The organism is Pseudomonas congelans, from assembly GCF_900103225.1.
Classification (GTDB): domain Bacteria; phylum Pseudomonadota; class Gammaproteobacteria; order Pseudomonadales; family Pseudomonadaceae; genus Aquipseudomonas; species Aquipseudomonas congelans.
The window spans coordinates 204,793-220,124 of record NZ_FNJH01000002.1 but is presented as its reverse complement, the minus strand read 5'-3'; the positions used below and the strand labels follow the sequence as shown (position 1 = coordinate 220,124).

14 protein-coding genes are annotated in these 15,332 nt (G+C 56.1%); 3 read left to right on the top strand and 11 right to left on the bottom strand.

The genetic code is table 11. From position 1 onward, the window contains the following. Positions 1-139 precede the first annotated feature (139 nt). From BLR20_RS07910 to BLR20_RS07860, 11 genes are read right to left on the bottom strand one after another with little or no spacing between them, the layout of a single operon-like run. A complete protein-coding gene (locus BLR20_RS07910) occupies positions 140-1,504 on the bottom strand; it encodes an STY4528 family pathogenicity island replication protein (protein ID WP_162235652.1) in 1,365 nt (454 codons plus the stop codon). A gap of 5 nt (positions 1,505-1,509) precedes the next feature. After that, entirely contained in the window at positions 1,510-2,247 is a 738-nt protein-coding gene (locus tag BLR20_RS07905; protein ID WP_003317582.1) for a DUF2857 domain-containing protein, read from the bottom strand. Positions 2,248-2,283: 36 nt separating this feature from the next. Beyond that, positions 2,284-4,038 carry a ParB family protein gene (locus BLR20_RS07900; protein ID WP_044311767.1) on the bottom strand — a complete coding sequence of 585 codons (1,755 nt, stop codon included), beginning with the start codon at positions 4,036-4,038 and terminating at the stop codon, positions 2,284-2,286. Between the two features lie 2 nt (positions 4,039-4,040). Further along, on the bottom strand, positions 4,041-4,304 hold the full coding sequence (locus BLR20_RS07895) for an Arc family DNA-binding protein (RefSeq protein ID WP_011267076.1): 264 nt from the start codon (positions 4,302-4,304) through the stop codon (positions 4,041-4,043). After that, positions 4,294-4,539 (bottom strand): hypothetical protein, encoded by a 246-nt coding sequence (locus BLR20_RS28065; protein WP_044312017.1) that lies wholly within the window; start codon positions 4,537-4,539, stop codon positions 4,294-4,296. The genes BLR20_RS07895 and BLR20_RS28065 overlap by 11 nt, the downstream gene beginning before the upstream one ends. After that, on the bottom strand, positions 4,536-4,943 hold the full coding sequence (locus BLR20_RS07885) for a hypothetical protein (RefSeq protein WP_044311765.1): 408 nt from the start codon (positions 4,941-4,943) through the stop codon (positions 4,536-4,538). Before BLR20_RS07885 ends, BLR20_RS28065 begins: the two co-directional genes overlap by 4 nt. 1 nt (position 4,944) lies before the next feature. Next, entirely contained in the window at positions 4,945-5,286 is a 342-nt protein-coding gene (locus tag BLR20_RS07880; protein ID WP_044311764.1) for an FmdB family zinc ribbon protein, read from the bottom strand. Next, on the bottom strand, positions 5,283-6,629 hold the full coding sequence (dnaB, locus tag BLR20_RS07875) for a replicative DNA helicase (RefSeq protein ID WP_044311763.1): 1,347 nt from the start codon (positions 6,627-6,629) through the stop codon (positions 5,283-5,285). Before dnaB ends, BLR20_RS07880 begins: the two co-directional genes overlap by 4 nt. Next, positions 6,629-7,330, bottom strand: a complete 702-nt coding sequence (locus BLR20_RS07870; protein ID WP_044311762.1) for a DUF2786 domain-containing protein — start codon at positions 7,328-7,330, stop codon at positions 6,629-6,631. Before BLR20_RS07870 ends, dnaB begins: the two co-directional genes overlap by 1 nt. After that, a complete protein-coding gene (locus tag BLR20_RS07865; RefSeq protein WP_054993121.1) occupies positions 7,327-8,082 on the bottom strand; it encodes a hypothetical protein in 756 nt (251 codons plus the stop codon). Before BLR20_RS07865 ends, BLR20_RS07870 begins: the two co-directional genes overlap by 4 nt. A 1-nt stretch (position 8,083) precedes the next feature. After that, on the bottom strand, positions 8,084-8,944 hold the full coding sequence (locus BLR20_RS07860; protein WP_044311760.1) for a ParA family protein: 861 nt from the start codon (positions 8,942-8,944) through the stop codon (positions 8,084-8,086). 617 nt (positions 8,945-9,561) lie between these two features. Here BLR20_RS07860 and BLR20_RS28060 point away from each other — a divergent pair. The 3 genes from BLR20_RS28060 to BLR20_RS07840 all read left to right on the top strand — a co-directional run bounded on the left by BLR20_RS28060 (position 9,562) and on the right by BLR20_RS07840 (position 15,288). After that, positions 9,562-10,206 carry a response regulator transcription factor gene (locus BLR20_RS28060; protein WP_010432199.1) on the top strand — a complete coding sequence of 215 codons (645 nt, stop codon included), beginning with the start codon at positions 9,562-9,564 and terminating at the stop codon, positions 10,204-10,206. A 641-nt stretch (positions 10,207-10,847) separates the two neighbouring features. Further along, positions 10,848-12,374 carry a ShlB/FhaC/HecB family hemolysin secretion/activation protein gene (locus tag BLR20_RS07845; protein ID WP_082429572.1) on the top strand — a complete coding sequence of 509 codons (1,527 nt, stop codon included), beginning with the start codon at positions 10,848-10,850 and terminating at the stop codon, positions 12,372-12,374. Positions 12,375-12,438: 64 nt separating this feature from the next. Next, entirely contained in the window at positions 12,439-15,288 is a 2,850-nt protein-coding gene (locus BLR20_RS07840) for a two-partner secretion domain-containing protein (RefSeq protein WP_054993119.1), read from the top strand. The last annotated feature ends 44 nt before the right edge of the window (positions 15,289-15,332 follow it).

Genomic DNA, 15,332 nt, shown 5'->3' with positions numbered 1-15,332 from the left:
TCGGTGCTCAAAGTGATTCCAGTGGAATCACCCCGTTCGGTGCTGGAAGTGATTCCCGGGGAATCACCTCGGTCGATGCTTGAAGTGATGCCAGTGGAATCACAGTGCTTGCATTGATTGCAGCATTCAGCTGATCTGTTCAACCCTGTGATCTCGGTCGAATTATCCGCTTGATGTCCATCATTGAGCTGCGCCCGGCAGCCAGTGAAGACTCGTCACGATCTTGCGGCGAGACTTTTTTGACGGGAGGCGGGGGAGTTGGCTTTGGTTGATCAGGCGCGTTGCTGAGATGTTTCGGCTGGGGGGAGTGCGCCTGTGGATTTGGAGCTGACGCTCTAGGAGCCTGCCACTGGGCATTGAATTCCCCACTCAGGGCTTTCTGCATGCAGCTCAATAGATAACCGAATGGGTTCTTCACGGAACCGCTATTGCAACGATGGCGCCATTGATCAAGCAACGGTTCTCGCAGTGTCGGCTCGACGCTCTGCAATGCGGTCATCGCCCTGAAGCGTTGATCCTCAGTAAACCTTTCAAACCCTGGAGGTAGATCGACTGGAGCGCTCACAGCCTCGCGCGGTACAGAGCTTTTACATACAGATGTATTTGTATTCGTATACGTACTATATGAGTTCGGAATCCGAACTGTGCCGTATGACGCTGATTTTAGACTGAGTTCGGATTCCGAACTCGGTCTATCGAGATTCGCTTTCTCACTGATTTTACTGAGTTCGGAATCCGAACTCAGTGCTGAGGGCCGGCTTTCTTGCTGAGTTCGGATTCCGAACTCAGGCTGGTTTTCTTCGCGATCCACGGCATTCGGTGCATCATGCCAACCCTGACTACGCCATCTACCCTCAATGACATCAAGTCGCGTGGGCAGCACACCTGTCGATTGATTAGGGTCGGCTGCGAATTCTTTGAATGCCAAATCTGCCACGGTCCTGACAGCTTTATTTGCATGCTCGAGGGAATGGCCTACAAGCAACAGGTAGTCGCGATCAAGCTCCATAGCCTCAACACACCCGACCGGTTCGTCATGCAGGATGTAGACGTTTCCCTGCATTCGACCGCTCAGAGAGTCTCTTACTCGGCGTCCAAGACTAAGCCAGCGCGTCAAGCGAAGCACTGTCAGAGCCTTCGCTACAGTCTCTCTGGATGCGAATTTTCCTGGGACGGAGCCAAGGTAGGGACGAAGTTGTTCATAAGTCGGAAAGGCTGTGATGCCATCTGCGTTAATAAGCAATCTGAAGACTTGCCAAGCATTGCGCTCAAGCGGTGAAAGTCGATCATCAAGCAGGAGGCTTCGCGGCACCGTCTCATGTGGATTTCCACTGAAAACGATACCGTCGAGTGTCTCCTCAGCATCTGAGCCAGCAACCGACTTTCTATTATCTGAGCCAGAGCTCTGCTGTTGGGCCAGCTTTAATTGCTGGAGCAGCAGATGATTTTGTAGAGCCCCGGCAGCGGCATTAATGGCTCCCCCCAGAGAAGGGCGCCGGTTCATCCTTATCACATCCGGTCGCCTTCTACCTTGCCCACGGGCTTGTTCGCCTGGCTTTGACCCGGCCGGCTCCGATTAGCGTTTGCTTTCGACTGTTGCCGAGACTCCCCCAGCATTACGAGGCTTGCCGATTTACGCTTCTTGCCAGTCGGGTATAGGTCCTGAGCCAGCCATCCTTGAATCTTGTTCCAGACGAGGCCCAGGGTGATCTGATCCGGAGGCACGATGTGGGGCTCTTCAGGAGGGACGTTTACCTCCTCCGTCAGCATCATCGCGATATCAAGTAATGCGACACCATCCGTATGATCCACGTTGTACTCTTCCATCAACTGCACAAACCTATGCCACAGAGGTGCGTCATCGGGAATGTCTCTGAATCGCCCAGGGCGTCCAGGAACACCTACCAGTACCCGTTGCAAGGAAACTTCTTGGGGAGACATGCCGAAGAACTCCTGCAGCATTGGGGTCGTCGCCCCCAAACGAAGCGCGCGCTGCACGATTCGGTTTTCCTGATCAGTGCGCTCCTTGTTTGCCAGCAGACGCTTCACCATGTCCGGATCAACTGCCACCCGGCACCAGATAACTGCAGAGTTAAGCAACACACTTTGTGATGAGGGATGCTGGAGCAGTGCCAGAATTTCTGGGTCCAGTCCCATATCAAGGCAACGTCTCACTTCACCGTTGCGCAAGTGATGCAGAATTTGCGCGACCATGGCTTCGTTGAGGGGGTTATGTTTTTTCGACATGACCAAACTCCTGTCTCACAACGTCGGAAAAAAACCTCATGGGGTCTGAACCACGCTGACGCTTCCCATCTCCAGCTCCACCAGCCGTCGGCCGAGGCGAATGAGTCGGAAAAGCTTCACGATGCAGGTATCGTCCAAGCGTCCCTGGAGAATTGCTTCACGGTCTTCGTATCTCGGGCTACCTAACAGCAACTGGGCCAGCGCGGCGGTGAACTGAAACTCGGACACATCCAGTGGTTGCTCGGTGGACTCTTTGATCAAGGCAATTGCGTATACGCCACTAATCGACTGGAGAAGGGTCAGTACGTTATTGGCCAGATCGCTGAGGTCTACATCTTCAGGAGGGTCTTGGCAGAGGAAGCCCAAACCACCTGGTACATCAATCACGCTGTCTGGATTGATGCCTGACAGGTGGGCGATTTCCCGGGCGAGCTGAGCGATTACCTGCCGCAATTCATCCGGCTGATCGAGGATACGTTCGATGTACCAGACGTCAGAGATAGGATGTAACCCACCCGCTTGAACGGGTATCGAAATCAGCGCATTTGTCTTGAAGTCGGGCAGATTTTCCCCATCGAGGGCTGCCAACTGCCGCTTTACATCCTGCACACGTTCAGTGGTGGATATCGGGCTAACGATATGCCCGGCAAGCCTTGCTGCGCGCTCCTCCTCGGTGAGTTCAGGAGCCTGAGGCGGCGGCTTGTCAGCTTCGTTTTTTGAGGACTTCGGTGAGACGTCCTGTTTGCCCTTGGTTTTGTCAGCCTCAGGTGGGGGAGCCTGAATGCCTGGTTCCTGTTGCTGATCGATACCCGGATCGTCACCCTCAGGCGGAAGACCGTCAGGTCGAGGCTGTTGAGCTGGCGTCAAACTCACTGGCGTGTCGATCACAGATGAACGCCGTGCTTGGTTCTGATTTTCACTCAGTGTGAGCAGGAGCTGCTCGTAAGATAGCCCCGTTCCCGACTGCATGTGACTGATCAGCTCATCCTGAACCCGCTCGTATACAAACTCGCTTGCATCTCCATCGAACAGCGAAAGTACGTCCTGGAACAAACCTTCGAAGTCAGGGATGTGTTCTTTCCCCTCTGTATGCGTGAGCCAGGTCTGGCCAGCAGCCTTGCGTAGCGAAAGGAGACGCTCGATCTGAGGTTTTCCTAACCCTGAATAAAGCGCACTGGGTATTACTGGAAGAAGGCAGCGAACCGTATCCTGCATCTTGCTGATATGTGACTGGGAAACCGGATAGCCGTCGGCACTTAGCCTTCGAACCAGCTCCCTCTGAGATATGGACTCACCGGCTTCTTTCTCATAAATGGCACGAGCATTTTCTATGCCCACCGCCCTTTCGATGAACATCAGAGAACCGCGAAGATCGTTTTCCGAAAGGTGACCTGTGAGAGCGATAATCTCCCCACGTGCTGAGTCCCAGGGCCGAAACAGAACATTGTGCCGATAGAAACGGTCTTCGCCGGTTTCGCTGTACAGCTCACGAAGAATCTGCAGACGTGTATTGCCGCCGTTGTTGATGGTGAATTTAATTTCGCCAGGTCGACGCGTTACTGTAGGGCGGTGATCCAAGCCGCGCTGCCTGATGGAGTCTTTGATCTCCTTGTACTTCGCATTGGTTACGGTGCGAGGGTTTTGCTCGAAGGCTTTCATCTCGTCCAGGGTAAGAACCATGGGCGTATCTACAATCGGGTCCGGCAGTTGATCAACCGTCGGGCCAGAACGACTGAATGAGCCTTGTAACAACTTGCCCGAGATTTCATCTGCAGTCAGTTTGCCAGCCATGATTATTGGCCCGCCTCAGGAAGTTGGATGACGTTGCTGGTCGGTGTTCCGCCTTTGAGCAGCACATCGATCACAGCCGTAAGCCTCGCAATCTCCTGCTCGTGACGGAGCGTCGCTTCAATACGGCTTATGATTTCTGAGTTCATCGAGCGATGGTTTGCTTTCGCAGCCCCACGGACCCGGCCCCTCATTCCGGTAGGTAGGCGGATGACGAATTTCTCGTCTTTGTCGTCCTCACGAATATTCACAGCTTCGTTATTCAGCATGGCGATCTCCAATCTGGCGTTGGTTTTGTGCGCGGCGCAATTGAGCGCGAGCATTGAGGCCGGCCCTGTGGTCGCTGGGTGTGAAAGAAGTGAAGATGGGTGAACATCCACCTTTGGTGAACTTGATATGCCCACCATGAGTGCGATGCACTGCCCATCCCTGTGAGATGGCGAAGTCAGCCAAGTCCTGCAGGGACTTTTTCCTGCCTCGAAGAGACGTAGATGTATTGCTCATGACCGCGCCCTCGCTTTTGTAAAAGCAGCAGAGCGGAAGGGGATCTGATAGCGACGAGCTATGGCTTCACAACGCTTCCGCGTTTGATTGAGCGTCGCAGCGGCGGACGCCAGTGATGCCCCTGCTGTGCAGTGGGCTTTCAGCAGTCGCGCCAGCTCTGTGTCGGTCAGATCGTTTGTTTTTTTCCGCCCACGAGCGCTGGTATCCGCCTTCAACTGTGCGGTTTTTTCACAGTTGATAATGAATGAGCTGTCATTCGAGCGCTTGCTGGCTTCAACCTGATTGATAGCGCCCCCACGACTTAAGTAATCAGCCATCGCCTTCTCGATATCGCTCCGGAGGCGCTCTTTTTCCCGGTCCGACTGGACCGGCAAATCTTCTTCAGTGGTGTGATATAGCTGCATGTCACTGGCCTCCCGATCCGCCGAGCTTGTCACCCGACTGGATCTCTAGGATTTCAACCTCGTGGTCGACAAAGGTGTCAGTGAGTTTTTTCATGAAGGCTTTTCTGGAAGTACCTGGGCTCATGCGGAACACGACGGTGTACTCCTTGCTGTCTGGTGCCTTACTGGAGGCCACAACGCTCCACTGTGGGTGCACCAGCTCCAGTTCGACGACTTCACCGCTGTGGCACGAAGGGCACTCGGGCGCACGTTTTCCTGCTGGCATGACCGCAGTGAAAGGGTGGTGGTGGCCGCAAGAGCGACACTCATGAGTTATGCAAAGAGGTTTATTGCGCGCGCTCATGATCGAGCTCCTTGCCATGCGGCGGCCGAGAGGTTTTCGAAACGGGTGTGTTGGGGGATGAAGGCCGTTCGGACGGTGCCGAGCGCGCCGTTTCGATGCTTGCTGAGAATGAGTTCGGCGACCCCTTTTTGCTCGCTGTCGGGGTTGTAAACCTCGTCCCGATATACGAACAGAATCAGGTCAGCGTCTTGCTCAAGCGCGCCCGACTCACGGAGGTCTGCATTGATAGGTCGCTTGTTCGGACGCCGCTCAAGTTCTCTGTTGAGCTGAGAGAGCGCCACGACAGGACAGTCGAACTCTTTGGCCAAAGCCTTGAGTGACCGAGATATCTCACTGATTTCATTTGTCCGATTTTCTTTACCTGGACATTTCATCATTTGCAGATAATCGATCAATATCAGGACTGGCTTTCCGAAACGCCGTGCGCCTCTGCGAGCCCGCGCACGGATTGCCGAGGGAGTGAGGTCAGCTTGATCATCAATTACAAGGCGATCGCCATACGAGTTGATCTTTTGCACTGCCATCGCGAGCTTCGGCCAGTCCTCATCCTCCAACTGCCCGCGTATCAACTTCTCCAGGTTCAGGTGCCCCAGGATCGAGATGAGCCTGTAAATGATCGCCTCTGCCGGCATCTCGAGGCTGTAGACCTGAACAGTGGCCTGAGCATCTTTTTGAAGCGCAGCGTCTACCAAGTTGAGCGCCAGGCTGGTTTTGCCCATGGAGGGTCTGGCCGCAATGATGATCAGATCGGCTGGTTGTAGTCCGCCCGTCAATTCATCAAGATCGGAAAGCCCTGTGGGCAATCCAACGACCGACTCCCCAGCGTTGAAGCGAAGATCGATCTTGTCGACCACCTGCATAAGCATCTGGTTGACGTCCACGAAGTCGGAAGTCTGCCGTCCTTGCCCCAAAGCAAAAAGTTGCTGCTCGATGACGTCCTGAACCTCAGACGCATTCGCTTGAGGATCTGAAGCCTCCCGGGTACATGCATAGCCGTGTGAAATAATCCGGCGTAGATGAGCTCGGTTACTCACTGTTTCTGCATAAGCCTTGATGTTGGCCACAGAAGGGGTGTTTTTGGCGAGCTCACTGAGATAAGCCAAGCCCCCAGCAGCATCTATTGCTGCAATGGAGTCGGAAACCGTGACCACGTCAAATGGCCTGTTCGATTCAGCCAGCCCAGCAATGCTCTGGAATATCAGACGGTGCTCGGCCCGGTAGAAATCATCGGCTTTGATACGGTCTGCGATCAGGTCCCAAGACTCGTTATCAAGCATCAGTCCGCCAAGCACAGCTTGTTCGGCTTCCACGGAGTGGGGAGGTGCCATATGAGAAATGTCCATCAAGCCCTCCCGATTCTTGCCGGGGACGGAGAGTGCTGATCGACGCCTCTGTGCAATGCCGCTGTAGAACCTTGCATCCAGCCCTGATGTTGAGATCTCAGGTCGTGGCCCTTAACATAGGTGGGCTCAAGATCTTTTTCGACCAAGGTAGGGTGGTGCAGGCTGAGGTAAGCGCTTATCGCTTGTTGAGTTTCAGCGTTTTGTCGCCCAGCGAACTTGTAAACGTTGCTGGCCACTGCATTGATCCATGCTTCGGCAAAAATCCGTCCACGTCGTCTTTTGGTGGTTGGATTGCAGCGTTTGAGCTGCGATACGTGCTGACGACGCGCCGAAACAAGCTGCAGATGAAGCGCGGAATAGGCATAGCACGCCAGATCGGGCGACACACCCAACCCGACGAACTTGAAATGCCAGTCTCCAGGCCGTGAGGGGAAAGCAAAACAATCGCAGTCGAAAGCGCTCGCGCACGTGCCCGCCAGGCTGTGCAGCCAACTCGCTGGCGCTCGCTTTGTGCCGGCAGATACTGACGCCTCACGTGCGAGGTGGGCGTCCACCTCAAGCTCTTCTAGCTGGTACTGCTCCATAAGCTTGCGGCCTTGCCGCAGGGCTGTCTCCGCTTCATTAGGAGAGGCACCCGCAGAACGTGCCAGTGCGAAGCATTTGATGACTTTGTCGATTATCCGTCGGCGGTCAATGCTCATGGCCGTACCTCCGGTACTGCCTCAACTGCCAGAGCCTCTTTCCAGAGTCTGAGGGTTTCATGTTCTTCAGTTGTGAGCGCGGCTTTAGCATTCGCATCACGGACTTTTGACTGCAGAGCGGCTAGCCGATCCTCGACCTCAGATCCATCGTCGTAAGAGATGTCATTAGTCAGTGCCTCAACGAGCCGGATACGAAGCGAGTCTAGGCAACTGAGTCGGTAAGCGGTCAGGCTTCCCCAACCTATCAGTCTGCTGAACGGCGTCAGTAAGGTGCTTCGGATCTCGCTATTAAGCTCGACTGCGGAGTAGAAACTGTCATATGCGCCGATGCGGTTGAATAACAGCGCCGTTTTCAGGAGCTCAAGTTTCTGGTCCAGGCTCTCAGTGGGCAGGGGATATGTGGCCGCAATCAGTAGTTTCGCTCTTGCGTTCCGAGCCTCCTGCCGACGTTTAACCGCTTTCTCGTCGCGTACACGTTTTTCCTTGGCATGCTCGACATGAGAGTTCACTGATTCAAGGAACTGCGCGGCCTGTGAGAGCAGTTCACGCTGTTCCACGCTCAAGTAATCACCCAGTCGACTAATCAAGCCGCGGCCCATCTTATGGCCGGAGCTTAAATTGCGGAGCTCACGTGACGTGTTCGTAAGCTTGGTCTGAGCGGCGCGCAGTTGTGATGAGTCGTACTGCTCGTTGAGCTTCTGCATCAACTGAGGAGTAATGCCGGAAGCTTCCGTGAGATTTGTCTTTGCCATCTCATTGACCCCCTTTTACCAGGGCCTCTACGGCGGATTCAGTCATCGCCTCGAAACGGTCGGTCCACTGCGGAAAAAGCTCAACCACAAGCTCTCGAATGACCTGTAGCGCGCTAGGCGCGCGTCGATTGGAAGGTTTTTTGTATTCGAGCCGATGTGCCGACATGCCTGCTGTAGATCCCTCGCGGAAAATTACTGAAGCAGGAACTGTGCTGTTGAGGACATCGACTTCCATGTTGTCCGCGAAGGTCTTTCTGATGGCGTCATGAATCCCGCGAGCGTCAACGGTCTGGTCGAGGCAGTTGACTACAACCTTGATTGGAGGGACGTGCAGTCCAAGCCTCGAGTAAGGACGCAGTCCTTCAAGCATTTGCAACGTCCCACGGTTAAACTCGCGGGCGCTGAGCATGTTCGGTGGCAACGGGGATACAGCAAGATCTGACGCTAAAACCACCATCTCCAACATGACGCTTCGTGCGCCCTGGGTATCAATGAGAATCAGGTCGAACTGACCCTCGAAAGCTTTCAGCAGAGAAGCCAATCGCAGACGACCATCCGCAGCCTGAAGCAGGAGGCTAATCAACTGGTTGTTAGGGTCGTTCGACAAGATCAAGGACAGGTTCGGGATGCTTGTCCTCGATATGATTCGCTCTGGATCAGTCAGGTTATGTGCGATGAGGTCGAATATGCCGCCGCTGACTTCCTGTGCCATTGGGTAATAGGAGGACAGTGAAGGCTGTACAGGGTCCATGTCGATGAGGAGGACCCTCAAGCCGGCGTCGGCGCAGAAGCCGCCGATGTTGGCAGCCAAAGTGGTTTTACCGACACCACCTTTGGTGGACAAAAGCGAGGTTATGTACATGATTTAAAGCCTCTAATGGGGACATTAGAGACTGCGGTTTGGGATACTGAACGATCTCAAGCGGGGTCCTGCCTCAGCGTTACGACCAATTGGCTTTTAACCAATTGGTCGTAGGTTCGAATCCCACACGACCCACCATTTCGAAAATCTGGAAGGCCCATGAAAATGCGGATTTCCAGGTTTTTTTTTGCCTTGCGGATTGTCATGGTCGGATAGCGGCTTTGAGCTTTTTTCCTGATCCAGCGAGCTCCGCCTGTCTCAGGCATAGCAACATGGTGACCTGGAACCCCTTTCGGTAGAGCATTTCAAACACGCTGAGCCAGAATCAGGCCGAAGTGATTACTGTCCTTTTCGCAGTGGCAAATTCCTCTACTACCAACACTTCGATCCAGTTCATGGCGCGGACGCTAGCGCCGTTTTCAAACTCTATTGACCGTATCGGGCTTTAAATCATGAATGGCGCCTGCCGGTCGGCCTGCAATCGGTGAACGGTGGACCGCCATCCAGATGGATAGATGTTTATTTGCACCTCGGACTCGCTTTGGGTTTAGTATCCGGCCACCAAGACAGGACCGGCATGGGTCCGAGTCCGTGCTTGGCTCTTCTGGGCTGTGCACATGATCAAGCAGAACACCTTCAATAATGCCAGCGCTCCTGTAACCGTCCATGTCGTCGACGATGACTTAGACACCCGCGACCTGCTGTGCCAACTGCTGACGCCAGCAGGCTACCCGGTGCAGTCCCATAATAGCGGCACAGCTTTTTTACAGGCTTACGACGGCCTGGCCGGCTGCGTGATGCTCGATCTGGTAATGCCTGGAATGCGCGGCGAGGCGTTGCTGGATGAGATCGTGCGGCGCAAATTCAACGTGGTCGTCATTGTCATGACCGCTCACGCGACGATCGAGTCCGCCATTCATATAACCCGGGCAGGGGCGATTGGTTTTCTGCAGAAACCTTTCGACGGCGATCAGTTGCTGAAAACGCTGGAAAAGATTTCCCTCCAGGCGCAAACCGTTTTCGCCCGTCGCGCTCTGGTCGACGATTATCGGCTACGGCTGGAAAGCCTGACGTCACGAGAGCGCGAAGTAATGGATCTGATGCTGGCTGCTATGACCAGTCAGGAAATAGCCACTCAGTTGGGTAATAGCAAGAAAACCGTGGATATTCACCGAGCGCGGGTTATGCAGAAAATGGGGGCGAGTACTATTACCGAACTCATCATGGGCTGGACGCTATTATTTCATGGTCCCGTCATTTAAGTGTCATAACCGGTTTCCCGTTTCTTGATAGGTATTAGTACCTATAGTGGCTTTTTGATCCTTGCTAAAAGAAAGGGTAAGCATAAACTGTGGTGACCAAGGTGAATTTCTTGGGCGCCGTTTCTAACTCGCTATATCAAGCATGGAAATATCCGGATTGAGTCGACCCCGACGCCCATCGTCGTGGCTTGGCTTGAACCCTTGTTTCTGATCGCTGAGCGTGCGCATTTTGTAAAACTCTCAATTTACGGTCCGTTCTGTAGCCGGAGTTGTGTGTGGTGAACTCATCGCAGACAAACAGCATGGTTGTGGGTCAACGTCGGTGTGAGCGTTGCAGACCTACTGAAAGCTTCAATCCTTTAGATGCGCTTTTAGATGAGCTTAGAGGGCATCTGTCAATTTACGGTTGCGCATAAAAGTTGATGTAGAAAGCACCGAGCCTGTGACGCCACAGGACTCTTGTATCAATAGATAGACCCGTAGTTAAAAATACCGAGAGAATTATTGTGCAGAAGAAGTTTGTGGCGTGCGTGGTTTTGACCTTGAGCCAGGGCGTATATGCGGCATCGCTTGTGCCGAGTGCCGGGAGCCAGATCCAACAGATCCCCGTTGCTCCCACACTGGAAAAAGTGCCTCCGCACATGAGTGTCGAGCATTCCCAGGCACCTGCAGTTCCCGCTTCCGACAGCGCCCGGTTAAAAGTCAGTGCGTTGCATCTGACGGGTCATCGTCTTTATTCCGAAGCACAGTTACTGAGCCTGACCGGCTTCGTGCCGGGCCAGGAACTGAGCCTGGGCCAGTTGCAGACCATGGCTGCGAAGATTGCCGACTTTTATCACCAGAAGGGCTATTTCGTTGCCCAGGCGTACTTGCCGGCCCAGGAAATCAAGAACGGTGCCGTCACTATTGCGATCATCGAAGGCCAGTACGGGGCCATAACGGTACGCAACCAGAGCTCTCTTTCCGACCGGTTGGCCAATGGCGCGGTGGACGATCTGCACAGCGCCGACGCCATCCATTCCAGTGCCCTGGAACGTGATTTGCTGTTGCTCTCGGACACGCCCGGCGTCGAAGTACGCTCAACCCTGGTGCCCGGCGCATCGGTGGGCGCGGCTGACCTGATTGTCGATGTGACGCCTGGACAACAAGTAACCGGCAGCATCGATGCCGACAACGGCGGCAATCGCTACACAGGCCAGTACCGTCTGGGTGGGACCCTGAATATCAATAATCTGGCCGGGCAGGGCGACGTGGCCTCAATGCGCGCGCTTTCCAGTTTCGACGGTCTGGACTATGCCCGCGCCGCCTACCAGATGCAGTTTGGCCAGGCGACCGCAGGCGTTGCCTACAGCCGACTGGATTACAAGCTGGGTCGAGAGTTCAGCGAGCTGCACGGTAATGGCACGGCGGACATTGCCAGTGTCTACGGCAGCTACCCGCTGCTGCGTTCACGCCGCACCAACCTGTATGTGCAGATGGGCGTGGATTACAAGACGTTCGACGACCGCATCGACCTGGTGTCGTCGCATGTCGAGCGCAACGTCGCGGTACTGATGACTACCCTGCGTGGGGATCATCGCGATGACTTCGGCGGCGGCGGACTGACCGCCGGCTCCCTGACGTGGTCGACAGGCAACCTGGATATCGAAACCCGTGAAGCGCGCTCGGCAGACGGGCTCACCGCGCGCAGTAATGGGCACTACGACAAGCTGGGTTTCAGCGCCATGCGCTTGCAGCGCATCACCGATGCGTTCTCGCTGTATGGCGCCGTCAATGGCCAGGTGGCTTCCAAGAATCTGGATATCTCGGAAAAGATGTATCTGGGCGGCATCGACGGCGTGCGGGCCTACCCTCAGGGCGAAGCTTTCGGTGACGAAGGTTACCTGGCGACCGTGGAAGCCCGATACCTGCTGCCGCCTTTTTCGGGGATGGGGCAAGTGCAACTGGTCAGCTTCGTCGATACCGGTACGGTCACGCTCAATGAAAATCGCTGGGATAACTCGGACCGGACTCGAACCCTGAGCGGGGCGGGGGTAGGCATCAACTGGTTCGACTTCAATAACTATTCCGTGAAGACCTACTACGCGCAAAAGCTGGGTGGCGAAACGGCTACCTCGGCTCCGGATTCGAACGGCCGCTTCTGGGTCCAGGTGGTCAAGTATTTTTGATCACAGCCTCGGTAACCGCAGCGAACCCCACGTAAGCCATGCCTGAATCAAGTAGGTAAACCTCATGAATACCCATTCCCTCTCAAGCCGACATGCCAAGGCCGGCACCGTCGTCGCCTTTGGTCCTTTGCCTTTCACGCTGCAACTGCTGGCGGCTGCCATCCTGTTCGCGAGCTCAGGCGGCGCCTATGCGCTTCCCGTTGGCGGGGCTGTTTCGGCGGGCAGCGCCACCATCGGTTCGGGCGGCGGCACTACCACCATTACCCAGTCCAGCCAGAATGCCGCGATCAACTGGCAGAGTTTCAATATCGGAACCGGCGAGTCGGTCAATTTCGTGCAGCCCAATGGCAGCGCCACGGCCCTCAACCGGGTACTGGGCGCGGACCCTTCAAGCATTCTGGGTAGCCTGAATGCCAACGGCAAAGTATTTCTGGTCAACCCCAACGGTATCGTTTTCGGCCAGGGCGCGTCGGTCAATGTTGGCGGCCTGGTGGGCTCCACGCGCAACATCAGCGACAGCGATTTCATGGCTGGGCAATACAATTTCGAGGGCACCGGTGCCGGCAGTGTGGTCAATCACGGCACAATTAACGCCAAAGGTGGATCTGTGGCGCTGCTTGGTGCCAATGTCAGCAACCAAGGTGTGATTCAGGCGCAACTCGGCACGGTTGCCCTGGCGGCCGGCAACGCGTTCACCCTGGATGTGGCGGGTGACGGACTGCTCAATGTGGCGGTCAACAAGGGCGCGGTGGATGCTCTGGTGCAGAACGGCGGGCTGATCCAGGCCGACGGAGGCCGCGTGCTGATGACTGCTCAGTCGGCGAACAGCCTGTTACCGTCCAGCGTGAACAACACCGGCGTGGTTCGGGCCCAGACCCTGGAAAATCACAACGGCACCATCATGCTGATGGGTGACATGCAGAGCGGCACCGTGAATCTGGCCGGTACCCTCGATGCCAGCGCGCCCAATGGTGGCTCCGGAGGTTTTGTCGAAACTTCCGCGGCACACGTCAATGTCGCCAGCGGCACGAAAGTGACTACCTTGGCGCCCGCTGGCAAGACGGGCACCTGGTTGATCGACCCCCAGGACTATGTGATATCGAGCACGGGAAATATCTCCGGCACCACGCTCTCGAACAACCTGGTTACCAGTGACGTGCTCATTTCCAGTCCTGCAGGAGCGGGTAACGGCGATATTCTGGTCCAGGACCCTGTGACGTGGACAGCTACGACCACCCTGACCCTGAGTGCCGCTCGCGATATCCAGGTGAGTGCGCCCATCACCACGACTGGTGGCAACCTGAAGCTGCTCGCCGTACGTGATGTCAATCAGAATGCAGCCATCAACGCGACGCAAGCCGGTGGTAACGGTGGCAATGTCACGATGGTCGCGGGCAAGGATGTCAGGCTCAACCAAGTGCTTACCGTGACCAACGGCAACGTATTGCTGGTGGCCGCCAATGACGGCCTGGACCAGGGGACTGTCAGCTTCGCAGCCAAGGCCGTGGTGACCGGGACGCTGTCCACCGTCAATATTTACTACGCGCCGACCAGCTACACAGTGCCAACGGATTTCACCGGCAACTTCACCCTGACCGGTGGCGCGACGCTGAAGCCGTTCATGTGGACTTACCTGCAGGCTGACAACAAGGTTTATGACGGCAACAACGCGGCGATATTGTCGTTGCGCAGGAACCCGCCTGGCGTCGTGGCCCAGGGCGGAACGGCTACCTTCGATACGGCGAACGTGGGCACCGGTAAAACAGTGACGTACAACAGTTACTCCCTGGGCGGGGCCGACAGGGGGCTGTATGCCTTGTTTGCGCCGTTCAGCTATGTGACGGCTGCTGCCAGTACTCCAGGGTCCGGTACTACCCTGGCGAACATCACGCCCGCCCCATTGGCCATCAAGGCCAACGACGCCAGCAAGACCGAAGGCGATACGCTGGTGATCCCGAGTTCGGCGTTCACCTCCTCCGGACTGGTCAATGGCGAGACCGTTGGCAGCGCCACGCTGACAAGCCTCGGCACCGCGGCGAGCGCCAGCGCGACCGGCAGTCCTTACCTGATCAACGCCAGCAATGCCACCGGAGGAACGTTCAACCGGGCCAACTACACCATCACTTACGCCCCGGGTAACTTTTTGATCGCGGCACGGCCTGCCACCACACCACCTGCCACCACACCGCCCGTCACAACTGTGCCAGGGTCGACGTCGCCGGGTACAACGCCAGGCACGACAGTGCCAGGGTCGACGTCGCCGGGTACAACGCCAGGCACGACAGTGCCAGGATCGACGTCGCCGGGTACAACGCCAGGCACGACTGTGCCAGGTACAACGCCAGACACGACGTCACCGGCAACGACGGTGCCGGATACAACGCTTCCGGTGACAACAGTACCGGGCGCGACGCCGCCGGTGAACACCCTGCCGGGAGGGACGACTCCGGTTTCAACGCCGGTTGGCTCCACGGCTCCAAATCCGAGTGCCACGGATTCGACACTTCCGAGCAGCGGCATACCGGGGCTGGCAGTGGCCGCTACTCTACCGGGCGTGCCTGTGGACCAATACCTGGGCGCAAAAACTCCTGATATCGGCAATACAGGCAATCCGAACGACCCAGGCAACCCGGCCAATCCAGGCAACCCGAGCAATCCCGGCAGTCCAGCCCAGCCCGGCAACCCGTCAGAGGGCCGCGGCCCACACAATGGACGTGCCTATATACCGTCCATGGCCGCGCTCACGGTAGTGGGGGCCGGGATCAATATGCCTGCCAGCCAATTGGCGCAAGTTACGCCCGTTCTGCCAATTCAGGTCAAGGACTCGATCGGCGATCCGGCCAAGGCCAACACCCAGCAAATACCTTACCCCTACAAGGCCCCGGTTTACTTGCCCAGGCAAGAACGTAACTGAATCCCGGCGCCGCGACGGGTTGTCAGCACCAAGGTGCTGGCTCC